Here is a 22,230-nt window from a genome sequence, read left to right as displayed (position 1 = left end):
GGAACAGCCGGCAGGCCTGCATAAAAAAGTGGAGGCTTCTGTTGCCAGGCGCCTCCGAGCCCCGCCTTACGTCGCTAAACGGAAGGACTTAGGTTTGGGAACCAGCACCGCTTACGCGGCGACAGCAACCCGAGCATTGTTGTCGTTGGCAACTATGCGTTAGCCCTATAACGGCGGAACCATACCGGGCAAAAGAACGGCCTTTACACTCTCGTCGATCCTATTTCGCCCCCGCCGCAACCCTGCCACCTGAGTGACCTGGCGAGCCCGCGGTCCAAGATCCCGCAAGCCGCCCCAAAGCTTGCGCCGCAGGGCTGTGGTGGAGGCGCCGGGTACCGCCCCCGGGTCCGAAAAGCTTATTACGACGTCCGTTTATCGCCATAGCCGGTCTTGCGATCGGCACAGCGAATATAGGGGCTGCAGACGCGCGGGGAAAGAGAGGAACGCGAGCCATGCCGGCTTAATTTCCCGGGCCTTCGTTTCAGTCGAGAATCCGGCCGTCATAAGCGCTGATATCGAGCATGGTTTCGTTCCCGTCACGGTCGCGCCCGGCGATTTCCCAGCGACTGCCGGAACGCGCGATCTCCTCGACGTGGGTGATGCCGAAACGCCAGGCGATCTGGCGCGCGCCATGCTCGGAGAGCAGCGCCGGCTTGTCGGGAGGGGGCTGATTCGACGTCATGGACAGCGCTGGCCCCGCCATTGTCATAACCGCGCTCAGCAGCGCCAATCCGGTCATCCGGCCGCGAAAGTTCATCATATGTCTCCAACACAGGCCTCCAGCGACGCCCCATCGATCGAGGCGGATAAATCCCTGGAATTGTGGCCGGTCTGAAGGCGGCTGGGGCGTTCATGGTTCACGTCGTTTCCCGATCTCGTGAGCGGGACCGTCGGGTGGAGACTATGCCGCTCCAGGAAACCTTGCCGCTCAATGCGGCGCGGCGGCGGAGAGCGGGTCGTCGCGCTCGATCTTGACGACCTTGCCGTCACTGGCGCGCAGATCGATCTCGATGTCGGCGCCAATATTGTCGCTGCCATTGAGCTGCCAGAGGCAATCCTCGAGCTCGATCTCCTCGATCCGCACCATGCCGTTGTCGATGGCGATGCGACGGGCCTCGTTCATCGAGATACGCGACTCGGCGGGCTGATTCGGGGCAGGCGGCTGGGCGGCGGCGATGCCCGCTTGCAACATCAGCGTGCTTGCGAGCGCCCAGGCAGACGCAGCGCGATAAAGCGGCATTGCTTTCTCCCTAACTCGCTAGTGCTATTTTGCCGGAGAGAAACACGGCTTCATGGCTTTGTTCCGGCATAGCGATGGCGAAGCCGGTTCGGGAGGGTGCCGGGCGAGGGCAAGCCGGGCAGAAGGCCATGCCGAGAAAGCTTGGGACAGTCGCTGACGATGGTGCGGCGCGCCTGAAGCAAAGCGGCTAAACTGTCTGGCCTCACGAGATTCGCCATGCGCCAATATCACGACCTCCTCAATCGCGTCCTGACCGAAGGCGTCCGCAAGGACGACCGGACCGGCACCGGCACCTTTGCGGTGTTCGGGCATCAGATGCGCTTCGACCTCGCGGAGGGTTTTCCGCTCGTCACGACCAAGAAGCTGCATCTGAAATCGATCATCCACGAACTGATTTGGTTCCTGCGCGGCGACACCAATGTGCGCTACCTGCAGGAGAACGGCGTCACGATCTGGGATGAATGGGCCGATGAGAACGGCGATCTCGGCCCCGTCTATGGAAGGCAATGGCGCTCATGGCCCGCGCCCGACGGCACGACGATCGACCAGATCGCCTGGCTGGTCAGCGAGATCCGACGCAACCCGGATTCGCGCCGATTGATCATCTCGGCCTGGAACCCGGTCGACATTCCGAAGATGGCGCTGGCGCCCTGCCACTGCCTGTTCCAGTTCTTCGTGCTGAACGGCAAGCTCTCCTGCCAGCTCTACCAGCGCTCGGCCGATGTCCTGCTTGGCGTACCCTTCAACATCGCGAGTTACGCGCTGCTGACGCATATGGTGGCGCAGGTGACGGGGCTGGCGGTGGGCGATTTCGTCCATTCCTTCGGCGACACCCATCTTTATGTGAACCATGTCGACCAGGCCCGGCTGCAATTGACGCGGGAGCTGCGCCCCCTGCCGAAGCTGACGCTCAATCCGGATGTGAAGCGGCTGGAGGATTTTTCGTTCGCGGATGTGCTCATCGAAGGCTACGATCCGCACCCGGCGATCAAGGCGCCGATCGCGGTCTGATGCAGCCATCATCGGCCTTGCCTTTCGGGAAGGTTCTGGCCGCGGTTGCTGCCGGTTATGCCGGTGTGGCGGCATTTGCCTTTCTGGCAACGACATCCACTGGCCTCGCCGTTGGGTTTGACGCCCGCGAGGCAGCTTTCTTCCTGGCGACCGGGATTGCAACGCTGGTCCTAAGCCGGATCGCCGGCGACCGGTCCTGGCGCGAGGAGCTTGCAGTCTCATGGCCACGGGAACGGCGTGTGCCGCTTGCGTTCTTGGCTGCCCTTCTTGTGGTCCTGTTGATCGAGGCGGCGCTCGCTGTTTCGGGAATCTTTGGTTCGCTTGACGAACTCAAGGCCATATCGCCCTCGGAGCGGTCGCTATTGGGGCTTGCGAACGCTGTCCTGCTAGCGCCCGTCGTCGAAGAATTGCTGTTTCGTGGTTTGCTGTTCACGGCGTTGCGTAAGCGGCTCTCTGCTTTTCCCACGCTCGCGGCGACAACGCTGGCCTTCGGCCTGCTGCATATCGAGAACGGTCTTCTGCATGTCGTGTCGGTTCTCCCAGCCGGCGCTTTTCTGGGCTATGCGCGAGAAAAATCGGGCGGGGTCGGCTTGCCGATCCTCCTTCATGCTTCCATGAACGCGGCGGTTGTCGTCGCAGGGCTCTCGCTACGAGCTTGTCCATCCGCCCCACCCGTCCGGATGCAATGCCCGGCCTTCGCGATGGGCGCCATGATCCGGGTCTCACCCTTGCGCCGATGCCGGCACGATCGTTCTCGGGCGCGGGAATGACGGCACGGCCGCTTCAGGAAGGCCGAGATTGTTCGCCAGCAGGTGCCGCGGCGCCTTGGTGACCCAATCGGTCAGGGTGTTCTCGCGATAGGTTCCGCTGTCGAGAACGCCGACCATCTCGGCATCCTCGGAGCCGATATTCTTGATCGAATGGCCGCAGTTGCGCGGGATATAGGCGCACTCGCCTGGAGACAATTCGGCGGTGGCGACACGCTTGTCGGTTCCAAAGAGCGTGACCCGGGTGCGCCCCTTCAAGACGTAGTGCCACTCATTGGCGTCGGGGTGCCAATGCGGCTCGTGCATCGCGCCTGCTTTGAGCCTCAGCACCATCCCCGTCAGCGTCGTCGAGAGCGGGAATTCCTTTTCGGAGGCGATGTAGAGCTCGCCGCCAGCGGTCGCCACTTTGGGCTTATGGGCCATCAAAGCATAGCGGTGGCTGCGCTCGCGCGCGAGCGGCCTGGCCATGCGCGCATGTGGCCCATCGAGCGCCAGCACCCCGCCCTGCATGATGTAGGTCTCGGCCTTCGGAATCGCCGTGAATGCGTTCGCCGACACGCCCAGGGCCTGCGAGAGCGAGGCCGCATCGTAACGGCTCATCCAATCGCTGATCCCGAAGGTCCCGTGCTCGGAATACAGGCCGTCATCGAAGGCGAGGATGGCGTGGCAGGGCTTTGAGCCGAGCGTCTGGATGGCGTGGCTGTGACCTTGCGGGAAATACCAGAGATCGCCCGGTGCGAGATTGACGACCTCGGTCACGCCTTCCGAATCGAGGACGGTAACCTGGCAATGTCCGTCGACGATATAGGCCCACTCGGCGGAGTCATGCCAATGCATCTCGCGGGCGCCGCCCGGATTGAGGAAGAGATGCGCCCCGGCGATATCGGTTGCGATGGGCAGTCCGCGCGTCGTGATCTCGCGCGCCCATCCGCCGGACGTCGCCTTGATCGGGGCCTTGTCGAGAGAGGCGGTGAAGACCACGGGATCGCCGGGTTTCCGCGGAATCGTGGGCAGAAAATCCGAGGCCGGCGCGACATCATAGCCAGCCGCATGCCCATCGCTGGGTGCGGCTATCGCGCGGCCGGCTGCGACGGTCGTGGCCCCGAATGCGAAGGCTCTGATGAAAAGACGCCGGCTTGCATTAAGCATGGATGCCTCTCGTCGATGTTCGGGTTTTATCTATAAGTAATCGTCGAAGATGCCAGCCCTGTATCGTTTACGTAGATATAGAAGGCGATTAATTCCAGAATTTAAAGATTATTGCACTTGATAGTGATGCTATTTATGATTTTATTTTCGTTGATATCTGAAGTTGCGATTATTTCCACTCATTCAGCAGGGCTTATTTGTTGTGAATTCTGTCTCGTGCGCCAGTTTGGCAGCCAAACCTGCAACTTTCGACGTAGTGCCGCCGAGCCTGGCTCAAATCCGAGCTGTGTCTGGCAGAAATCGAGCAGCGCTTCTTCCAGCCTGGTCCGTGTGTTCCAGCCGCGTTTCCTGGAATCGAAGTCGCCGCGCTCATCGAGAAGTCGGTAGACCTCCGGCTCGATCAGCGTCCAGTCATGCTGGGATTTTCGGCCTGGCTTGGCCCCAGAGATATCGTTCACCTTTCTCCTCCGGCGTTCGGTCGCGTGGTCCAGATAGTCAGGCCTGATCGCCTCGCATGGCGGCCTTGGCTATGTCCATTAAGCATCCAAACTAATGCCAACACAAGCGGCGCCTGCCAAATTTCCGGCGCCGGAGAGAAAGCCAAGAACGGGCCCGATTTGATCGTGCCAAAGGCGCCTTGACGGGCATCCGCCGCCGAGGCCCTTGCAGCCGCGGCCCACAGCGATGCAAACCGATCAGGTGGGCAGTGACCGGATTCACGCGACGTTATGGTCGTGGCCGATGCGATAGTCATGGCCGACGCGATGATTATGGAGCGGCGGAGCCCGGTGGGGGGCTGGGGCCGGCCTAGTCAACCATGGCTGAGCAGGAAAGCCTCGACGGCCGCCCGGTCCGGAAAAGCCTCGAAAACACCCCAGCTGCCGGCGAGAATGGCGCCGCAAGCGTTCGCAAAGGCCATGGCTTTTTCCGATGGCTGCCCCTCGGTCAGGCTCACCGCGAGCCCTGCGGCGAAGGCATCGCCAGCTCCCAGCGTATCGATCGCAACAACCGGAAAGCTCGGCTGGTGGAGAGGGGGGTGCTTGCTGCGGCAAAAAACGGCGCCGCCCTGGCCGAGCGTCACCACGACGATTTCGGGGCCTACCGCCATGACCGCTTCAGCGAAAGCCTGGATTTCCGCGAGCCCATGGGCCTGGAAAACTGGGCTGCTCGTTCCCGTCAAATCCGACGCCATGGCCGCGGCCTCATGCGCATTGAGGACCAGAATGGTTGTCAGCGCGAGAAGCCGGTGATTCGGCTTGCGAAACGGCGAGGGGTTGAGAAGCGTTGTCTTGCCCGCTTCGCGGGCGATCTCGAAAGCCGCGATGATCGGCTCGTCGCCAATCTCGAACTGAGCCAGAGTGATATCCGCCTTTGCGATAGCGCTTCGCTTGTCCCGCACATCGCTCGCACCGAGGCGCGCATTCGCGCCGGGAAAGACGGCCAGGCAATTCTCGCCGCGAGCGTCGATGAAACCGATGCCCGCGCCTGTCGAACCGGGAAGCCGATGGAGCATCTCGCCAGGGAGCCGGGCGCGCTCCAGCGCAGGTGCGGCTAGTCCCGACAGCATATCGTCGCCAACCGCCAGGATGCCCTCCACAGCGGCGCCTAGTCGCCTGCCGGCAACGGCAAGGTTGAAGCCCTTGCCGCCGGGTTCCAGAGCAAAGGCGTGGGCCGTCAGGGATTCGCCGGGTTTGGGAAGTGTCTCGACCTTGGCGGCGCTTGCTGCGACGAAGCTGCCGACGACAAAGAGGTGAGCATCGTTTCGCATGAGCCGCTCGCAGATTGCTTTGACAATGATAATCGGGATAAGTCTCGATGCGAGGTCAATTTTTAATCAATTTCACAGTGGGTAAGTAGAGAATTGAGCGGCGCCGAAATGCCCAAGCCAGAGCCCAAGAGCTTTATCGATGTTCTCAAGCTCCGCGAAGATACGGCCATGCCGCTCTATCGTCAGCTCGAAGAACAGCTCGCGGCGATGATCGAGAAAGGCAGTCTTGCCCCTGGGGCAACAATGCCAGCAGAACGTCACCTTGCGGCTGAGTTGGGCTTGAGTCGAACAACAGTACAACATTGTTACGATGCGCTGCGGAAACGGCGGCTGCTCGCGGCTCATGGCCGCCTTGGCTACATCGTCCAGAAGCCGGAAACCGTGCTTGAGCCGGGCATGAATCGCCTCAAGGGCTTCACTCAGGAGATGGAAGAACTCGGTCGCACGCCCTCGTCGAAGATATTGGAGCGACAGGCCCTCAGCGACCGATTGATCGCCTCCATCTTCGGCCTGCCGTCGACCGCGCGGTTTCTGAAGCTCATACGCGTGCGCCTGGGAGATGGCATCCCGCTGTCGCGCGAAGTGGCGTGGTACAGCCTCGATGCCTGCCAAAGCCTTGAGCATGCAGACTTGTCGGGTTCCGTTTACGCCTACCTTGCCGACCATGGCGCCCCGCCCGATCATTGCGAGCAGACGATTGAGGCAACCTCGCCCGACATGGAGGAATGCTCGATATTCGGCTTCACCGAGCCGCTGCCGTCACTCTTGATCAAGCGCCGGACCTATGACCAGACTGGCCGGATGCTGGAATATGTCGAAGGCCTGTTCCGCGGCGACAGCTATGCGTATCGACTGAAGATGAAGATCTAAAGCGTTTTCGGGCGAAGCGGGCACCGGTTCGCGTGAAGATCGCGTTAAAGCAAAGAGCTGGAGCAATTGAACGATCCAACTGGATCGAAATTGCTCCAAGGATCGTTCCAGCCTCACTCTCTCAGGCCCGTGTCTGCCGATTTCCTGGATGAATTCCGGCTGGTGTTGGATGTGATGAAAGGCTTGGTGCGATGAAAGGCCTGGAATGACGACGACCAGCTCGGCGCTTTCACGTCGCCCACGTGACGAAATCCGCGATGGCCTGCGCGATATTTTTCCGGCTGCGGTCGCCGCCATCCCGATTGGCCTGTTGTTCGGCGCACTGTGCGTGGGAAAGGGCCTTTCACCCATCGAGGTCGCATTGATGTCGGCCACGGTCTGTGCCGGCGCCGCACAGTTTGCCGCGATCGAGATCTGGGGGCAGCCGGTTCCCGTCGTGGCGATCGTGCTGTCCACCCTCCTGGTCAATCTGCGTAACCTGCTGATGAGCGCCTCCCTCGCGCCGAAGACAGCCGCTTTCGCAACCTTGCAGCGATTGCTCGGGTTCTACGTCCTATCTGATGAGAACTGGGCCTTGAGCGAACGGCGCGTCCGGGAGAAGCCGCTGACCCCGGCCTATTTTCTGACGATGGGTGGGGTCCTCTACACAAATTGGGTCTTCTGGACCACGCTTGGCGCGTTTGCAGGCGCGTTCCTGGGAGACCCCCGGCGCCTCGGCGCCGATTTCGCGTTCACGGCGCTTTTCATCGGTCTTATCGCCGGTTTCTGGAGGGGGCGGAGTACCGCGAGCGCGGTGGCCGCCAGCGCCATCGCCTCGGCGATCGCTTTCGTGACCCTCGGCGCACCATGGCACGTCCTGATCGGGACGCTGGCCGGCATCGCGGCGGTTTATGTCGCTGCTCCCGAGGAGGCGCCATGACCCTCTCCGCGCCGACCATTCTTGCCATCATCGGTATGGCCATCGTGACATATGCCACGCGGATCGGCGGCCTGTTCTTTGCCGACAAGCTTCAATTCAAGGGTAAGGCCAAGGCGGCGTTCGACGAGATTCCGGCGGCGGTGCTCGTCTCCGTCATCGCCCCGGCGGTTCTCACGACCGGGCCAGCCGAAACGATCGCCGCGCTGATCACGATACTCGCCGCGCGGCGACTGCCTTTGATCGCCGTCGTCATCGTCGGGGTGGTCGCGGTGGTCATATTGCGACTCTTCATGAGCTAGAGCATTTCCGCGTTCCTCCGAATCGCGGAAATGCTCTAGCTCCTTATTTTATCGCATTTTCTTCACGCGAACCGGTGCCCGCTTCGCTCGAAAATGCTCTAGGCGGCATCGGTTGCGGGAATTTGGTAGCCGGCGAGCGCGGCTGGTCGGCGTTCTGTCATCGCGGCGTTCCCGAGGATGAGTTGGACCGTCTTGAGCACGGCGACGAGCTGGCTCTGCTGGTGTGCGCCGGTCTTCTGGAAAATGCCTTCGAGATAGGAACGTGCTGTCTTGAAGCGGATACCCTGTCGCCGCGCGGCGTCCTTGAGCGAGAGCCCTTCCGCCAGGGAGCACGCCAATCGCGCTTCCGTCGGTGTCAGGCCGAAGACGCTTTGCACCTGTTCGACGAAGCCAAAGGGCAAGTTCAGCGAAAGCCTCTGGGCAAAGACCACGGCATAGCTGCCCTCGCTGGCGGCCAGCCGCTCGGTCTGCGGCAAGGGGCAAATCGAGATCGCAAGCGCGTCGCCATCGCTCGCATGGGACCGGGAATGGATGAACGCATCGCAGCCCGCCTGAGCGCTTCCGCGCTCCTGCAGTCGGCAGGCGGCGGACACGGCCTGCTGGAGCTTGTCGACGTCGAGACCGCTGCGCGCAGTCAGAATGCCCCTGCGAACCTTGATCCCGGAGCGGGAATGCCTGGTGAGTTCCGTGGCGGCATGATTGGCGGCGATGACCCGCTTCTGTGCATCGACGACAAGCACGCCGAAGGGCAATTGCCCGATGATCGCCGCCGCCATTCGCGCCTGGCTGACGCTCTGGGAGAGTTCGGTCGCGCGTTGCACGTGCGAGGCCATGCGCATGAACCAGGCCATGTCCTCGATACTGAAGAGCGGTTGCTCCCGACCTCGCCCGACATGGATGCAAAAGCCGCGGCTTTCGGGCGAGCAAGACGTCTCGGCGATGTCGTCATCCTGAAGAAGTGTCGCCAGCCGCTTGAGGCGGAACCGGCAGAGCAGAAGCCTGCCGCCTCTCGAAAATGACGGGCTGCTCGACTGGTCGGAAAAGGCTCGGTCGACCGCCACGACATCCGCGTCAGGATCTCCCGTCCCGATCAAAATCTCGCGCAGATCATTCTGGGGCAGATCTCTCGCGGTACCGTCGCAAGACTTTGGCGCCATCTCCTCGCTGAAAATATCAAACGAGGCTTCAGAGCCGTCGAAGGCGACGCGCAGGCTTTCTATCGCAACCGGCCATTGCCGAGGATCGCGAGCTGCCTCGTATATGCTTCCGACAAGCGATGAAAACAGCTCAGACCTGAACGCCAAAATCGCTCCTCCGATCCGTCAGAAAGCCTTTTGGACTCTAAGAATTGAGACCAAGTAATATCCAAAAGAAATCCAATGCAAGCCCGAGATTTGGGCAATGGCTGACGGCTGCGAGGTCACCAGGCGCAGCGATGCGCCGATGTTCGCCATGGGGCAGGCGTCGTTGAAACGCGGGGAGGAAGTGGTTCGATCGCTCGCGCCGCCCAAGTCTCGCGCTCAAGGCGAGACATCAAGGCATCAAGACATCGAGACGATGGCTTCGGCTCGATCTTTCCTGGGACGCCGACGCCGGGAGGCGAGCATTTTGTTGCGGTATGCAGGCCCGCGAAAAATCGACCTGACCTTCAATCGCCCTTGACGCCCTCGGGGAGCTTGACTGCGCGCCTGCCGAGAAAGACCGGAGCCCAAGGTCCCAAGCCAGGACCCCGACGTCAGCCGATCAGTGGCGCCGCGACATGCGATATGCCGACAAAGATCAGGTAGGCGCCCAAGCCCGCATCCAGCGGACGTCGCAACAGCTGAAATGCCTTCTGGACCGGGGTAAAACAAAACATCAGGCTGACGAAACCGAACCAGCTGAGCGCTATGATGAAGACTGACATCGCCATGAGCGCCGGCCTTGTCTGAAGATCGGTCAAACCGAGCTCAAGCATTGATGTTGCGAAGAAAACAGCTGTCAAAGGATTGGCAACGGCCGTCACCAACGCCGTGAAGAAGTTTGTCGACGCGCGGCTTGCCTTCGAAGATAGGCTTGCCTCCGAGGATAGGCTTGCCTCCGAGGATAGCGGGGTGGCGGATCCGCGCATTGAACGTCGTAGTGCCCTTGCGCCAATCAGGACCAGCGTCAGAGCGAAGGCCGCATGAGCCACCCCCTGCCAGGTTTCGTTGCGTCCGGTCGATAGAAGGCCGGCAAATGCCAGCCCCGCGAGCAGACCCGCTCCCGTTGCGAGACCGACCGCCGCCGACAGAGCTCCTCGCAAGGAGCCGTGCACGCTCGACTGGATGACCATTGCGAAGTTTGGTCCCGGGACGGCCATGATGATCAGATAGGCGGATGCGAAGCTGCCAAGCTGCTGAAACAAGCCGAGATTCTGCACGATTCATGCCCATGCTCTCGCCGCAGCGGTCCTCCGCTAGCTTCAGCGCGGCGGCACGATGCGTCCGCGACTGTTTCGCGGAAACGGGCATATGCCGGTAGGCAACGCGTCACGATCCGAGTTTTGCCGGGATCTCCCATCAGGCGGCCAAAGGCGGTGGTCGATGAGAGGCTGAGGATCCAGAGGCTCTCTCGGGAGAGCTTGATTGCAATTTGCCAGTCCCACTCGCCTAACGGGCTTAACTTCAAGGGGCGCACTGTAGCAAGCCAGAAAACTTTGCTCCGGGCCTGCGCTAAACTTGTGGTTACGCCATCATTCTCTTCCTATGCTGCAGCGCCGCTCTCACGTTGCCGCTTCCAGCTTCGGATTGTCGCAAATAGGAAAATTCGCACGTTAATCGTAAGATAAAACACAGAGACTCAAGCCGCTAGGCTCTACGACGTACCGTTTCTCAATATATCTCGCGCCGTGTCTCCGTGTTGCTTGCCTATTTCTGTAGTTAGCAAGCGCGTTTAACAAGTGCTGCCACCAGGGGCGGGCATTTCGGGTGCTTGTCAATCCGTGGAAACGCGCCCGGCACAACATCGCTCATGTTATTATTCAGCGCCATCATGATGAAGGTGTGCTGACCATCATAACTACCTCCTTCTCTGGTTGGACTGACATGGCCGTCCTGTGGGCCACCTCTCACTTTTTGGTGCGCTCGAATGGCCGCGACGAGCGGGTCGTTAGCCGTCCCATTACATGCCTGCCCCAATACAATCTTGCTAAACACGTCCCGCTGTTCATCGGTTATCTTGGAATTTGGGTTTATAAGCATTGCATAATATCCAAATTGAACCAATTGCACGTCGTCCGTGCGGTTGGGTGAGGCAAGTCCCACATTTGCGGAGATGTTCCAGCTTAGTGTGCTGATTCCATTTCGTTTCAAGATCATGATGTCCATAGGGGCGCTCCAGATATGATTGAATGGCTCGGTTGACGCTGGCGAGCCCCAGCAGGAAGTGCATTGCCGACGCTTTCAAATGAGCCGCATCGCGCTCATCCGACCGAACTCATCTTGCAACGGAACTGGCGTTGCGGACTTCGGCTGGATCGCCAGGAACCAGCATTCTATTGGACGCTAATTGGACTTTAAATGGATATCAAGATCCTTATTCCGGTTGTCGCCGCTGCTTGCTTCAGTTGCGGACCTTGCTGCGAATGCGCCTCGCTACGGCTGCGCCCGGGCAACAACCCGCTCTGGACCGCGGTGCGAGGCGCTGGTCTGTCGATTGGCGTCTGTTCGAACTGATCTGATCCCCTGAAGCCGAGCCGCTCGATGAGGCAGACCGTCAGCGATCGAAGGCGGCGTCGATGGGAACGCGATAGCCGTTGACGAGGCGGTTGGTCTCGTTGGCCATGCCCACAACCGCCATAAGCTCGCCAAACATGGCCTCGCTCATGCCGGCCTTGGCTGCCGCCGCCGAGTGGCTGGCGATGCAATAGCCGCAGCTATTCGTCACGCTGACGGCGAGATAGACCATCTCCTTGACCAGCGGGTCGAGGGCGCCGGGCGCCATGACCTCCTTCACGCTCTCCCAGGTCCGGCGCAGCGAGACGGGGTCGCGTGCGAGATATTTCCAGAAGTTGTTGACGTCCTTGAGGTTTCGCGAGGTCATGATGTCGTCGAACACGGCGCGCACCTCCGGCGAGGCATCGGCGTATTCGATCGGTGTCGGCTTGCCCATGGTGGTTCCCTCCAGATGGCGATCTGTTCGTCGGAGCCGGTGGCGTCGCCAATCGCGACCGGCTTAGAGCGTTTTCGAGCGAGGGAACCGCGTTAGAACAAAGATCGAGCTGGTTCTGCCGATCGCCCCGCAATCCGTGGACGCGAGAGCCTTGCGCGAAAAAGTGGGTACCGGTTTTTCGCAAGAGCAATGCTCTCAACTCCTGGAATCGGTCACGCGGCGAGGTTCCGGCTCAGTCCTGCACGAAGCGCTGCGGCTTCAGCGCGGCGTGGAAGCAGTTGACCATGGTCACGGCGTCGAACACCGGCACGCGGAAGCGCTGCGCGATATCGGCGCTGAACGGCGTCAGATTGGTGCATTCGGAAACGATCGCGCCGATATCGGGATGCCGGGTCATCAGCGTGCCGGCCGTCGCCAGCACCTCCTCGCGCAAGACTTCGAAGGGCACGCTGTCGTCGCCGTCGCGGATCGAGCGGACGAATTCCGAGGTCGGAGGCATGCCGACGACCGGCGTGTCGGCGGCGACGCCCGCGGCCTCGAGATAGCGGCCCGTCAGGGCGTCGCCATTATAGGTCAGGATGCCGACCTTCTTGTTGCTGGGGATGATGCGCTCGACCATCGGCACCTGCAGCAAGGCGCTCGTCGCCACCGGCACCGAGCAGAAATCGGCGAGCTCGCGCTGATAGATCGACAGGAAGCCGCAGGTCGTGGTGATGCCGTCGACGCCGGCCTCGATCAGCTCCTGGGCGGCGGCCTTGAACGGCTCGAGCAGGCTGACATTGTGCATCTCCGTCATCCGCGACGGCACGGCATCGGCGACGATGCGATACTGCACCGGGAACGGCCAGGTGCCGGCATGGCCGATATCGCCATGGAACCGGCGGAAATGGCTCTTCACCATCAGGATGCCGAGGGTGACGCCGTAATAGGTCTTCTTCATGGGCTGCATGGGCGATGTCCTGGGATAGGCGAGGGGAGCGAAGGCATCCCGCTCATGGGCTGCGCCGGCGCAGATATTCGCCGGCGAAGAGAAGCAGCGTCATCACCACCAGCAGGATCGTGGCGACGGCTGCCAGCGTCGGATTGATCTGGAGCAGCATGTCGCTCCACATCTGGCGCGGCAGTGTCGAGACGGCGCCGCCGGTCACGAACAGGGCGATGGTGAGTTCGTCGAAGGATGTGATGAAGGCGAACAGGAAGGCGGCAATCAGACCCGGCCTGATCTGCGGCAGGGTGATGCGCCAGAGCGTGCGCAGCGGGCTGGCGCCCAGCGTCGAGGCCGCCTGGTCGTAGCGTTGGTCATAGGTGCTGAGCACCGCCATCACAGTGATGACGACATAAGGCACCGCCAGGACGGCATGACCGATGACGAGGCCGGTGATCGTCCCGACCAGTTCAAGCCGCGAATAGAGGTAAAACAGCGCCACCGCGATGACGACGCGCGGCACGATCAGCGGCGACAGGACCAGGGCGAGAACCGCTGTCTTGCCCGGGATCCGCCGCCGCGTCAGGGCGAAGGCGGCCATCGTCCCGATCAGCAGCGCCACCAGCCCCGACATCGTGGCGATGGCGAAGGAGTTGTAGGTCGCGCTGATCCAGTCCGGCGAGGAGAGATAGGTCTGGTACCAGCGCAGTGAGAAGCCGCGCGGCGGAAACTCGACGGCGGCGCCCGCGGTGAAGGAGGCGGGGATGACGAAAAGCGCCGGCAGGATCAGGAAGCCGATGACGAAGCCGAAGGCGAGCCGCAGCGCAGCCTTGCCGAGCACGCCCTGTGCGCTCCCCGGCATGGCCCGCTCCCAGCGCTCAGCGACCGCCGCGCAGAGATTGCCGAGGGCGCCTAGGATGGCGCCGCCCAGGCGCGCACCGACGCGCCCCAGCATCGAGGGGCGGGCGCGGCCGACCGATGCCGAGGCGCCAGCCAGCGTCGCCATGCCGACGACGCGGTCATAGAGCGCGAAGACCAGCAGCGCCGCCGCCAGCAGGAAGACGGCAAGCGCGCCGGCAAAGCCCCAGTTCAGCAGTTCCTGGACCTGCGTGATGATGACCTGTGTGATCATCGTCTCCCGGGCGCCGCCAAGCAGCGCAGGCGTGATGAAGAAGCCGAGCGAGGTGATGAACACCATGATGCAGGCGGCGCTGACGCCGGGCATGGATTGCGGGAAATAGATCCGCCAGAAGGTCTGGCCGCGCCGGGCGCCGAGCGTGTCGGCGGCCCGCGCCAGATTGGGGTCGATCGTCTGCATCACCGGCAGCATGGTCATGATCGCCAGCGGGATCATGGCGTGGCTCATACCGATCAGCGTCCCGGTCAGGTTGTAGATCAGCGCGACCGGAGCATCGGTGATGCCCAGGGAGATCAGCATGCGGTTGATCGCACCATTGCGCCCGAGCAGGATCATCCAGGCGAAGGTCCGTACCAGGAAGCTCGTCCAGAACGGCACGAGCACCCAGATCATCAAGCTGTTGCGTCGCTTGGCCGAGGCGGTGGCGAGGAGATAAGCGACAGGATAGGCGCCCAGGATCGAGACCAGCGTGGTCCAGAACGCGATCTTGAAGGTGATCGCCAGCACATTCGCGTAGATCGGGTCGGAGACGATGCGCAGATAGTTTTGGGCCGTCATCTCGCCTGCTGGCGTGCGGACCGAAAGGGTCAGCAATTGCAGCACCGGGTAGACGAAGAAAGCGCCCAGGAACAGGGCGATCGGCAGCAGCGGCCAGAGCGCGAGCAGCGGCGATAGCGGCCGGGAGAGCGCGGCTGGGTGCAGTGTCGTCGCCTCGCCGGTCACGGCGCGGCCGCCGGCAGCAGGACCGTGTCCTCGCCGCTCCAACTGACGAAGACCTCTTCGCCCTGATGGGGCACGCCATTGGCGGTGGTCAATTGTTTGGCGACGAGCATTCCGCCTTGGTCTGTGCGGACATGGATCTTGGTGACGCCGCCGGCGAAGACGACATCCTGCAGCCGGCCGCGCAGTGTATTGCCCGGCGGGCCCGCATCGCGCGTCACGCGCAGGCTCTCGGGCCGCACCATCCAGCACAGGCGCTCCTTAGTCTTGAAGCGCGCATCCGGCCGCGCCTCGAAGGTCGCACCGGCCTGGTCGCTGATCACGGCCTTCTCGCCCATCGCCTGGACGACGCCGTCGAGGATATTGGATTCGCCGAGGAAGCTCGCCGCGAAGATGCTCCGGGGCCGGAAATAGAGATCGTCGGGCGTACCGACCTGCTCGATGCGGGCATTGTTCATCAGGCAGATCCTGTCCGACATCGCCAACGCCTCCTCCTGGTCGTGAGTGACGTAGAGGACGGTGATGCCGATCTCGGTGTGGAGGCGCTTGATCTCCATCTGCATGTGGTCGCGCAGATTCTTGTCGAGCGCGCCCAGCGGCTCGTCCATCAGCACGATCGACGGGCTGTAGACGATGCAGCGGGCCAGCGCGATGCGCTGCTGCTGCCCACCCGAGAGCTCACGCGGGAACCGGTCGGCGACCTGGGGCAGCTTGATGACGTCCAGAACGCGGCGCACCTCGCGCTCCACCTCCACTGCGGGCAGGCGGCGCATATGCAGCGGAAAGGCAATGTTTTCGAACACCGTCAGATGCGGAAACAGCGCATAGTTCTGGAACACCATGCCGATCTCCCGCTTGAACGGCGGGAGCCGGGTGGAGCAACGGCCGTCGATCCAGACCTCTCCGGTGGTCGGGCTGGTGAGCCCGGCCACGATCGAGAGCAGTGTCGTCTTGCCCGAGCCGGATGGCCCCAGCAGGGTCAGGAATTCGCCTTCGGCCATATCGAGGTCGGTGCTGTCGAGCGCAGCGACGTCGCCATAGCGCTTTGACACCTCCACGATGCTCAGCTTCTTCGGCGACTTGTTCTCGGGCGACGTCTTGTTCTCGGGCGATTTGCCGGTGGCCATGGCGTGTCGGTCCGCAGCCGTCAGCGCAGCAGCCAGGCGTTGAAGCGGTCGAACATCTTGTCCTTGTTGGCGCCCCACCAGTCGTCGTTGATCTGGGCCATGCCCTTGAAGTTCTCGGGCGCGGTCGGCAGGAATTTCGCCCGCTCCGGCGCGATCTTGTCGAAGGCTGCAGGGTTGGTCGGGCCATAGGCGAGGGCGTTGGTATAGGCGGCTTGCCGCGCGCCGTTGGCGCAGTATTTGATGAAGCGCTTGGCGAGCGCGGCGCGCGGCGAGCCTTTCGGGATCGCCCAGCCTTCGAGCCCATAGAGCGCCTGGTTCCAGATCAGCTGGACCGGCGCGCCGCTGTCGATCGCGGCCTGAATGCGCGCATTGCTGCTGTAGAGCATGTCGACCTCGCCGCTCTGCAGCAACTGGGTCGTCTGGCCGAAGCTCGCCCACCAGACGCTGACATGCGGCTTGATCTCGTCGAGTTTCCGGAAGGCGCGGTCGATGTCGAGCGGGTAGAGCTTGTCCAGCGGAACGCCGTCGGCCAGCAGCGCCCCTTCCAAGACGATGATCGGGCTCTTGGGCAGCGAACGGCGGCCGGGGAATTTCTTCACGTCGAAGAAATCCGCCCAGCTGTTGGGCGCGGTCTTCATCGTGTCCGTGCGATAGGCGAGAAGGCTGGCGAAGACGTTGGTGCCCATCCAGTCGGGCTGGCGCGCTGCCGGGATGAGCGCATCCATTTCGGGCCCGCTCCAGTCCAGTGGCTCGAGCAGCCCTTGGTCCGAGAGCAGCTTGCGCGAGGATAGCGTCACCGACACCACATCCCAGACATAGGATTTCGCCTCGACGATCGCCTTGATCTGGCTGGTCGGCTCCGCCTCACGGGCGACATTGACGATCTCGATGCCGGTCTCGGCCTGGAAGGGTTTGTAGAAGGCTGCACCGAAGCCCGATTGATAGATGCCGCCCGGATCGGCGACGGTGATCTTCTCGGCGGCGAGCGCCGATGACACCGAGCCCATGCTCGCGGCTGCCGTGGTCAGCGCGGCGGTGACGAGAAAGTCCCGGCGCGTCGCCTTCGGGGGCACGTCTCGATCATCTGTCGTCGTCATGGCGCATCTCTCCCCTTCGATCGTCACTCAGGCAATGTGTGAAACGAGGCTGTCGGCGATAGCGTCCGCAAGCTGGCGATCGGCCCGGCACGATCTCTGCCGACACCGCTTGGCAAGCGGCGTGGCGTCGTGGGGGAACAATCATTCTCACGGATAGTCATTTTCCATATTGTCGACAATACGCAGGCGCGATAGTCTTGCAAGCGCAAATAAGCGGCTGCCAGCCAGAGCAGTTTCCGATCCAGCTGGATCGCGAACTGCTCTAGCTCTTTGTTCTAACGCGTTTTCTTGACGCGAACCGGTGTCCACTTCGCTTGAAAACGCTTTAGGCACTTGCTGGAAATGAGACCTTCATGAGCTTGACCCTCGCTCCGGACGGCCAGAGCCCCGCCTCCGACGAAGCCGTGCCGAGGCTGTCCCTGACTGTGGCGGCCCAGCCCCTGACGCAGCAGATCGCGAACCACATCCGCGATCAGATCATCCATGACGGCCTGAAGCCCGGCGAGCGCATCCGCGAGCAGCCGATCTCCGAGCAGCTGCGGGTCTCGCGCACGCCGATCCGCGAGGCGCTCCAGATCCTCGCGACGGAACGGCTCGTCGACATCCTGCCCAATCGCGGCGCCCTCGTGGCCAATCCCGGCGTCGAGGATCTGCGCGGCATGCTGAAGGTCTACAGCATGCTCGACGGGCTCGGCGGTGAACTCGCCTGCCTCAGCGCCCAGCCAGTGCAGGTGGCGGAGGTCGAGCGGCAATACAACCTGCTGCAGGTGGCGTTCGAGGCCAAGGACCGCTCCGCCTATTTCCAGGCGAACCAGGCCTTCCATCTCGGCATCGTCGCTGGCTCGGGAAATCCGACGCTGGTCGAGATCCACGGCCAATTGAACCTCAGGCTCTATCGCACCCGCTATCTCGCGGTCATGCAGATCAAGGACTGGACCTCGGCGGCCTACCAGCACGCCGACATCCTGAAGGCCTTCCTCGATCGCGACGGACCGCTGCTCAACCGGCTGCTCCAGGCCCATCTGGGCTTCGCCTGGCGCCAGGCGGAAGGCGTCGTCGAGACGCCGGCCCTCGCGAGCGCCTGAGCGGCTGCGTCTTTCACCAGCAACAAGGACAGGACATGAACGATATCCAGCGTATCGGCGCGAATAGCCGCCGCAGCCGCGCAGTGGTGCATGGTGGCGTCATCTACCTGACCGGCCAGGTCTGCGACGATAAGCGGGGGGACATCGCCCAGCAGACGCAAGAGGCTTTCGCCAAGATCGATGCCGCTCTCGCCGAAGTCGGAAGCGACAGGAGCAAGATCCTCTCAGCCACGATCTGGCTGAGAACCATGGACGATTATGACGGCATGAACGCGGTCTGGGATGCCTGGATCGACCGAGACAACGCGCCGGCGCGCAGCTGCGGCACGGTCGGCATGGCCGATCCCGACTTTCGCGTCGAGATCATCGTGACCGCCGCCGCCTGAGCGCCGTGATGACGAAGGCTGGATGCAGCAAGCGGGCTTGGGCGCTCGCATGCGATCCAGGACCGCCTTGCTCTTCATGGCGTTGGGCAAGCGGCTCCCGGCCTTTCCGACGCTTGTGGTAACGACATCGGCTTTCGGATTGCTGCATGCCGAGAACGGCGTTCGGCATGTCGCGCCGGTTCTGCCGGCTGGCGTTTTTCTGAGTTATGCACGAGACAAATCGGGGGTGCCGGCTTGTCGATTCTCCTTCCTGCTTCCATGAACTGCATGCTTCCAAGAACTTCACGCTTCCATAAACGCGGCGGTCGTCGTCGCAGGGCCTCTCGCCATGAGCTTGACCATCCGCCCCGCCCGTCCAGATGAGGCCGGCCTTGTCCTCGGTTTCATCAGGGAACTGGCCGAATACGAGAAGCTGCTGCATGAGGTCGCGGCGACGCAGGCCGACATCGCCTTGGCGCTGTTTGGCCCGAACCCGCGCACATTCTGCGACATCGCGGAGTGGGAGGGCGAGCCGGTCGGCTTCGCGGTCTGGTTCTACACCTATTCCACCTTCTCTGGCCGGCACGGCATCTGGCTGGAGGATCTTTATGTGCGGCCCGGTCAGCGCGGGCGCGGCATCGGCAAGGGCCTGATCGCGCACCTTGCCAGGCGCTGCGTTGAAGAGGGGCTGCCGCGCCTGGCCTGGTGGGTGCTGAATTGGAACGAGCCGTCGCGGGTGTTCTATCGCTCGATCGGAGCCGCCGCGCAGGATGAGTGGACAGTGAAGCGGCTCGAAGGCGAGGCTTTGGCGCGGTTGGGGCAGGGGGGCTGAGACGATGGCTGCGCTTCCTCTCGTCATTGTCGCAGCCATCGCTGACAACAATGTCATCGGCGACGACAACAAGCTGATCTGGCGATTGAAGACCGACATGCGGCGGTTCCGCCGCCTGACGACGGGTTGCCCTATCATCATGGGGCGCAAGACCTATCTCTCGATCGGCAAGCCGCTGCCGGGACGCGAGACGATCGTGCTGACGCGCGATGCGCATTTCAGCACTGAGGGCGTGCATGTCGCGCATTCTCTCGAAGGAGCGCTCGAGCACGCCCAGAGCCTGGGCCGCGCGATGGGGGCGCATTCGGTTATCATCGGCGGCGGCACGGAGATTTATGGTCAGGCCTTGCCTTTCGCCGACCGGCTCGAACTGACCTTCGTGCATGCGGCGCCGCAGGGCGATGCGGTTTTCCCGGACTGGAATCGCGCTGCCTTCGAAGCCCTCGCACGCGAAGAGCATCCCCACGGTCCCGATGATGAGCACGCCTTCACCTTCGCGACCTTTCGTCGCCGGCCATGAGCCGACTTTCTGTTGACGATGAATGACTTGCGCCGTTGACGAATCCATGTCCCATGCCCAAGTCAGCGCCACGGCCCCGCAAGGGCGCTGACAAATGGCCGGCATTCGCCTATTGCACGGCCTGACACGAGCGTAAGGGAACGGCGCAAGTATGCCTTGGAGCAACCAGAGCGGCGGTAGTGGGAGCGGTGGCGGCGGGGGTGGACCCTGGGGCAATCGCGGTGGAAGCGGCGGCGGTGGCGGCCCCTGGGGCGGCGGCTCGAATGGCGGCGGCAGCGGTGGCGGTTCGCCGCCCGATCTGGAAGAGATCCTGCGGCGCAGCCAGGATCGGCTCAAGAATTTGCTTCCGGGCGGCAATGTCGGTGGGCGCGGTCTCGTGCTCGGCCTGCTCGTCCTCGTGCTGGTCTGGCTCGCGACTGGCGTCTATTTCGTGCGCCCCAACGAGGTCGGCCTCAACACCGTCTTCGGCAAATATATCGGCAAGACCGGCGAAGGCGCCAACTGGAACTGGCCCTATCCCATCGGCGGCGTGATCAAGCCCCAGGTGACCAATGTCGTCACCACCGAGGTCGGCTTCCGCACGGTCGAGTCGGTGCGCACCTCGCGCCAGACAGACGTGATCGAAGAGAGCCTGATGCTGACCGGCGACGAGAACATCGTCGATGTCGACGTCATCGTGCAGTGGCAGATCGACCCCGTCGCGCCCGAGAATTACGTCTTCAACATCCAGGATCCGCCGGGTACGGTGAAGGCCGTTGCCGAGAGCGCGATGCGCGAAGTCGTCGGCCGCCGCAACATCCAGCCGGTGCTCACCACCGATCGCGGCGCGATCGAGACCGAGGTGCGCCATCTGATGCAGGAGACCTTGGACACCTACAAGGCAGGCGTCCAGATCCGCCTGGTACAGATGCAGAAGGTCGATCCGCCGCAGCAGGTCATCGATTCGTTCCGCGACGTCCAGGCGGCCCGCGCCGACCAGGAACGCCTGCGCAACGAAGCGCAGACCTATGCCAACCGCGTCGTGCCGGAAGCGCGCGGCCGTTCGGCGCAGCTCGTCCAGTCGGCTGAAGCCTATAAGGACCAGACGGTGGCGGAAGCGCTTGGTCAGGCGAGCCGTTTCAATGCGGTCTACGCGCAGTACAAGAATGCGCCGGCCGTGACTCGCGAGCGGCTCTTCATCGAGACGATGGAGCGCGTGCTCGGCGGCACCGACAAGGTGATCATCGACCAGAAGAATGGTAGCCAGGGCGTCGTGCCCTATCTGCCCCTCAACGAACTCCAGCAGCGGCGCACGGCGCCGGGCGCTCAGCAGGGAGGAGCGGTCCGATGAACGGTTCGATCCTGCGCGTTGGTGCGCTCATCCTCGTCGGCCTTGCCGCGGTTCTGCTTTATGCCGGCACCTTCGTCGTGCAGCAGACGCAATCGGCCATCGTGCTGCAGTTCGGGCGGGTGCGCACCATCGCCACCGCGCCCGGGCTCTACTTCAAGCTGCCGGCGCCGTTCGAGACGGTGACCTTCCTTGACAACCGCATCCTCGATCTGGACTTGCCGTCGCAGGAAATCATCGCCTCGGACCAGAAGCGGCTCGTCGTCGATGCCTTTACGCGCTACCGGATCTCCGATCCGCTGAAGTTCTATCAGGCGGTCAACAGCATCCCGCGCGCCAACTCGCAGCTTGCCTCGATCGTCAACGGCAATGTCCGCAGCGTGCTGGCTGAGGCGAGCTTCACCGCCATGGTCCGTACCGACCGTTCGCGCTTGATGAGCCGTATTCGTGACGATGTGAACCGCGAGGCGGCGCGCTTCGGCATGACCGTCGTCGATGTGCGCCTGCGCCGCGTCGACCTTCCGGCGGCCAACTCGCAAGCCGTGTTCCAGCGCATGCAGACGGAACGTCAGCGCGAGGCGGCCGAAGCCCGCGCGCTCGGCGCCCAGCAGGCGCAGGAGATCAGGGCGCGTGCCGACAGGGATTCGACCGTGATCGTCGCCGAGGCACAGCGCCGTTCGGACGAGGTTCGCGGCGAGGGCGAAGGCGAGCGCAACCGCGTCTTCGCCGAAGCCTTCGGCAAGGATCCGGAGTTCTTCGCGTTCTATCGTTCGATGCAGGCCTATGAGGCCAGCATCAAGCCGGGCGATACGCGCATGGTGCTCTCGCCCGATACCCCGTTCTTCCGCTTCTTCAATGGGCCGCAAGCCCAGCGGGATGCGGGCGCGACCACCACCGTGCCGGCCGCGCCGGCGCGGCCCTGATTCGAACCCGGGCGCCG

At 62.9% G+C, this 22,230-nt stretch carries 24 protein-coding genes and 1 other RNA gene; 11 read left to right on the top strand and 14 right to left on the bottom strand.

Features of this window, described 5'->3' with window-relative positions; all coding sequences use genetic code 11:
- Positions 1-27: 27 nt before the first annotated feature.
- The 3 genes from ssrA to BMZ97_RS06245 all read right to left on the bottom strand — a co-directional run bounded on the left by ssrA (position 28) and on the right by BMZ97_RS06245 (position 1,240).
- Positions 28-440, bottom strand: a transfer-messenger RNA (tmRNA) gene (ssrA, locus tag BMZ97_RS06255).
- Positions 441-481: 41 nt separating this feature from the next.
- The gene (locus BMZ97_RS06250) at positions 482-730 is read right to left on the bottom strand and encodes a PepSY domain-containing protein (protein WP_175525449.1); all 249 of its coding nucleotides are present in this window, start codon (positions 728-730) and stop codon (positions 482-484) included.
- A 198-nt stretch (positions 731-928) separates the two neighbouring features.
- Positions 929-1,240, bottom strand: a complete 312-nt coding sequence (locus tag BMZ97_RS06245; protein WP_092166832.1) for a PepSY domain-containing protein — start codon at positions 1,238-1,240, stop codon at positions 929-931.
- A 216-nt stretch (positions 1,241-1,456) separates the two neighbouring features.
- Here BMZ97_RS06245 and BMZ97_RS06240 point away from each other — a divergent pair, with 216 nt between their 5' ends.
- Positions 1,457-2,251 (top strand): thymidylate synthase, encoded by a 795-nt coding sequence (locus BMZ97_RS06240; protein ID WP_092166830.1) that lies wholly within the window; start codon positions 1,457-1,459, stop codon positions 2,249-2,251.
- Positions 2,251-3,021, top strand: coding sequence for a CPBP family intramembrane glutamic endopeptidase (locus BMZ97_RS06235; protein ID WP_092166829.1), 771 nt, complete (start codon positions 2,251-2,253; stop codon positions 3,019-3,021). Before BMZ97_RS06240 ends, BMZ97_RS06235 begins: the two co-directional genes overlap by 1 nt.
- Here BMZ97_RS06235 and BMZ97_RS06230 read toward each other — a convergent pair.
- The 3 genes from BMZ97_RS06230 to BMZ97_RS06225 all read right to left on the bottom strand — a co-directional run bounded on the left by BMZ97_RS06230 (position 2,974) and on the right by BMZ97_RS06225 (position 5,935).
- The gene (locus tag BMZ97_RS06230) at positions 2,974-4,167 is read right to left on the bottom strand and encodes a cupin domain-containing protein (RefSeq protein WP_092166827.1); all 1,194 of its coding nucleotides are present in this window, start codon (positions 4,165-4,167) and stop codon (positions 2,974-2,976) included. The two genes, BMZ97_RS06235 and BMZ97_RS06230, sit on opposite strands and share 48 nt — an antisense overlap.
- Positions 4,168-4,346: 179 nt before the next feature.
- Positions 4,347-4,625, bottom strand: a complete 279-nt coding sequence (locus BMZ97_RS30640; protein WP_139221168.1) for a hypothetical protein — start codon at positions 4,623-4,625, stop codon at positions 4,347-4,349.
- Between the two features lie 353 nt (positions 4,626-4,978).
- The gene (locus tag BMZ97_RS06225; RefSeq protein ID WP_092166825.1) at positions 4,979-5,935 is read right to left on the bottom strand and encodes a ribokinase; all 957 of its coding nucleotides are present in this window, start codon (positions 5,933-5,935) and stop codon (positions 4,979-4,981) included.
- 93 nt (positions 5,936-6,028) lie between these two features.
- Here BMZ97_RS06225 and BMZ97_RS06220 point away from each other — a divergent pair, with 93 nt between their 5' ends.
- The 3 genes from BMZ97_RS06220 to BMZ97_RS06210 all read left to right on the top strand — a co-directional run bounded on the left by BMZ97_RS06220 (position 6,029) and on the right by BMZ97_RS06210 (position 8,023).
- Entirely contained in the window at positions 6,029-6,805 is a 777-nt protein-coding gene (locus BMZ97_RS06220; RefSeq protein WP_348272097.1) for a GntR family transcriptional regulator, read from the top strand.
- Between the two features lie 205 nt (positions 6,806-7,010).
- Positions 7,011-7,724 (top strand): AzlC family ABC transporter permease, encoded by a 714-nt coding sequence (locus BMZ97_RS06215; protein WP_092166823.1) that lies wholly within the window; start codon positions 7,011-7,013, stop codon positions 7,722-7,724.
- A complete protein-coding gene (locus tag BMZ97_RS06210; RefSeq protein ID WP_092166814.1) occupies positions 7,721-8,023 on the top strand; it encodes an AzlD family protein in 303 nt (100 codons plus the stop codon). The genes BMZ97_RS06215 and BMZ97_RS06210 overlap by 4 nt, the downstream gene beginning before the upstream one ends.
- A gap of 98 nt (positions 8,024-8,121) precedes the next feature.
- On the opposite strand, the gene BMZ97_RS06205 is transcribed toward BMZ97_RS06210, so the two are convergent.
- The 8 genes from BMZ97_RS06205 to BMZ97_RS06170 form a co-directional block, all read right to left on the bottom strand.
- Positions 8,122-8,856: a helix-turn-helix transcriptional regulator gene (locus tag BMZ97_RS06205; RefSeq protein ID WP_139221167.1), complete on the bottom strand. Its 735-nt coding sequence runs from the start codon at positions 8,854-8,856 to the stop codon at positions 8,122-8,124.
- 902 nt (positions 8,857-9,758) lie between these two features.
- Positions 9,759-10,424: a LysE family translocator gene (locus tag BMZ97_RS06195; RefSeq protein WP_092166809.1), complete on the bottom strand. Its 666-nt coding sequence runs from the start codon at positions 10,422-10,424 to the stop codon at positions 9,759-9,761.
- A 499-nt stretch (positions 10,425-10,923) separates the two neighbouring features.
- Positions 10,924-11,370 (bottom strand): hypothetical protein, encoded by a 447-nt coding sequence (locus BMZ97_RS30635; protein WP_139221166.1) that lies wholly within the window; start codon positions 11,368-11,370, stop codon positions 10,924-10,926.
- Positions 11,371-11,758: 388 nt separating this feature from the next.
- A complete protein-coding gene (locus BMZ97_RS06190; RefSeq protein ID WP_092166808.1) occupies positions 11,759-12,154 on the bottom strand; it encodes a carboxymuconolactone decarboxylase family protein in 396 nt (131 codons plus the stop codon).
- 232 nt (positions 12,155-12,386) lie between these two features.
- Positions 12,387-13,103: an aspartate/glutamate racemase family protein gene (locus tag BMZ97_RS06185; RefSeq protein WP_092166807.1), complete on the bottom strand. Its 717-nt coding sequence runs from the start codon at positions 13,101-13,103 to the stop codon at positions 12,387-12,389.
- Positions 13,104-13,146: 43 nt separating this feature from the next.
- Positions 13,147-14,940, bottom strand: a complete 1,794-nt coding sequence (locus BMZ97_RS06180; protein WP_092166806.1) for an ABC transporter permease subunit — start codon at positions 14,938-14,940, stop codon at positions 13,147-13,149.
- Positions 14,937-16,064 carry an ABC transporter ATP-binding protein gene (locus BMZ97_RS06175; protein ID WP_092166798.1) on the bottom strand — a complete coding sequence of 376 codons (1,128 nt, stop codon included), beginning with the start codon at positions 16,062-16,064 and terminating at the stop codon, positions 14,937-14,939. The genes BMZ97_RS06180 and BMZ97_RS06175 overlap by 4 nt, the downstream gene beginning before the upstream one ends.
- A 20-nt stretch (positions 16,065-16,084) precedes the next feature.
- Complete coding sequence (locus BMZ97_RS06170) at positions 16,085-17,161, bottom strand: ABC transporter substrate-binding protein (RefSeq protein WP_092166797.1); 1,077 nt, start codon at positions 17,159-17,161, stop codon at positions 16,085-16,087.
- Positions 17,162-17,514: 353 nt separating this feature from the next.
- On the opposite strand from BMZ97_RS06170, the gene BMZ97_RS06165 reads away from it, so the two are divergent.
- The 6 genes from BMZ97_RS06165 to BMZ97_RS06135 all read left to right on the top strand — a co-directional run bounded on the left by BMZ97_RS06165 (position 17,515) and on the right by BMZ97_RS06135 (position 22,213).
- The gene (locus BMZ97_RS06165) at positions 17,515-18,246 is read left to right on the top strand and encodes a GntR family transcriptional regulator (RefSeq protein ID WP_092166796.1); all 732 of its coding nucleotides are present in this window, start codon (positions 17,515-17,517) and stop codon (positions 18,244-18,246) included.
- 35 nt (positions 18,247-18,281) lie between these two features.
- Positions 18,282-18,632: a RidA family protein gene (locus BMZ97_RS06160; RefSeq protein ID WP_092166795.1), complete on the top strand. Its 351-nt coding sequence runs from the start codon at positions 18,282-18,284 to the stop codon at positions 18,630-18,632.
- Positions 18,633-18,960: 328 nt separating this feature from the next.
- Positions 18,961-19,443, top strand: coding sequence for a GNAT family N-acetyltransferase (locus BMZ97_RS06150; RefSeq protein WP_092166793.1), 483 nt, complete (start codon positions 18,961-18,963; stop codon positions 19,441-19,443).
- A 4-nt stretch (positions 19,444-19,447) separates the two neighbouring features.
- Complete coding sequence (locus BMZ97_RS06145) at positions 19,448-19,963, top strand: dihydrofolate reductase (RefSeq protein WP_092166792.1); 516 nt, start codon at positions 19,448-19,450, stop codon at positions 19,961-19,963.
- 151 nt (positions 19,964-20,114) lie between these two features.
- A complete protein-coding gene (hflK, locus tag BMZ97_RS06140) occupies positions 20,115-21,293 on the top strand; it encodes an FtsH protease activity modulator HflK (protein WP_092166791.1) in 1,179 nt (392 codons plus the stop codon).
- A complete protein-coding gene (locus BMZ97_RS06135) occupies positions 21,290-22,213 on the top strand; it encodes a protease modulator HflC (RefSeq protein WP_092166790.1) in 924 nt (307 codons plus the stop codon). The genes hflK and BMZ97_RS06135 overlap by 4 nt, the downstream gene beginning before the upstream one ends.
- The last annotated feature ends 17 nt before the right edge of the window (positions 22,214-22,230 follow it).

Source organism: Allobosea sp. OK403 (genome assembly GCF_900113835.1).
Taxonomy (GTDB): domain Bacteria; phylum Pseudomonadota; class Alphaproteobacteria; order Rhizobiales; family Beijerinckiaceae; genus Allobosea.
Note: the sequence above shows the minus strand (reverse complement) of the source record. Positions and strands in the feature narration are given on the sequence as shown.

Coding starts and splice junctions, on each gene's coding strand:
- BMZ97_RS06225 (WP_092166825.1), bottom strand. CDS start 5,935: ATGCGAAACGATGCTCACCTCTTTGTCGTCGGCAGCTTCGTCGCAGCA.
- BMZ97_RS06240 (WP_092166830.1), top strand. CDS start 1,457: ATGCGCCAATATCACGACCTCCTCAATCGCGTCCTGACCGAAGGCGTC.
- BMZ97_RS06230 (WP_092166827.1), bottom strand. CDS start 4,167: ATGCTTAATGCAAGCCGGCGTCTTTTCATCAGAGCCTTCGCATTCGGG.
- BMZ97_RS06170 (WP_092166797.1), bottom strand. CDS start 17,161: ATGACGACGACAGATGATCGAGACGTGCCCCCGAAGGCGACGCGCCGG.
- BMZ97_RS06160 (WP_092166795.1), top strand. CDS start 18,282: ATGAACGATATCCAGCGTATCGGCGCGAATAGCCGCCGCAGCCGCGCA.
- hflK (WP_092166791.1), top strand. CDS start 20,115: ATGCCTTGGAGCAACCAGAGCGGCGGTAGTGGGAGCGGTGGCGGCGGG.
- BMZ97_RS30635 (WP_139221166.1), bottom strand. CDS start 11,370: ATGGACATCATGATCTTGAAACGAAATGGAATCAGCACACTAAGCTGG.
- BMZ97_RS06190 (WP_092166808.1), bottom strand. CDS start 12,154: ATGGGCAAGCCGACACCGATCGAATACGCCGATGCCTCGCCGGAGGTG.
- BMZ97_RS06150 (WP_092166793.1), top strand. CDS start 18,961: ATGAGCTTGACCATCCGCCCCGCCCGTCCAGATGAGGCCGGCCTTGTC.
- BMZ97_RS06235 (WP_092166829.1), top strand. CDS start 2,251: ATGCAGCCATCATCGGCCTTGCCTTTCGGGAAGGTTCTGGCCGCGGTT.
- BMZ97_RS06135 (WP_092166790.1), top strand. CDS start 21,290: ATGAACGGTTCGATCCTGCGCGTTGGTGCGCTCATCCTCGTCGGCCTT.
- BMZ97_RS06165 (WP_092166796.1), top strand. CDS start 17,515: ATGAGCTTGACCCTCGCTCCGGACGGCCAGAGCCCCGCCTCCGACGAA.
- BMZ97_RS06145 (WP_092166792.1), top strand. CDS start 19,448: ATGGCTGCGCTTCCTCTCGTCATTGTCGCAGCCATCGCTGACAACAAT.
- BMZ97_RS06210 (WP_092166814.1), top strand. CDS start 7,721: ATGACCCTCTCCGCGCCGACCATTCTTGCCATCATCGGTATGGCCATC.
- BMZ97_RS06215 (WP_092166823.1), top strand. CDS start 7,011: ATGACGACGACCAGCTCGGCGCTTTCACGTCGCCCACGTGACGAAATC.
- BMZ97_RS06205 (WP_139221167.1), bottom strand. CDS start 8,856: ATGGCCTCGCACGTGCAACGCGCGACCGAACTCTCCCAGAGCGTCAGC.
- BMZ97_RS06175 (WP_092166798.1), bottom strand. CDS start 16,064: ATGGCCACCGGCAAATCGCCCGAGAACAAGACGTCGCCCGAGAACAAG.
- BMZ97_RS06245 (WP_092166832.1), bottom strand. CDS start 1,240: ATGCCGCTTTATCGCGCTGCGTCTGCCTGGGCGCTCGCAAGCACGCTG.
- BMZ97_RS06185 (WP_092166807.1), bottom strand. CDS start 13,103: ATGCAGCCCATGAAGAAGACCTATTACGGCGTCACCCTCGGCATCCTG.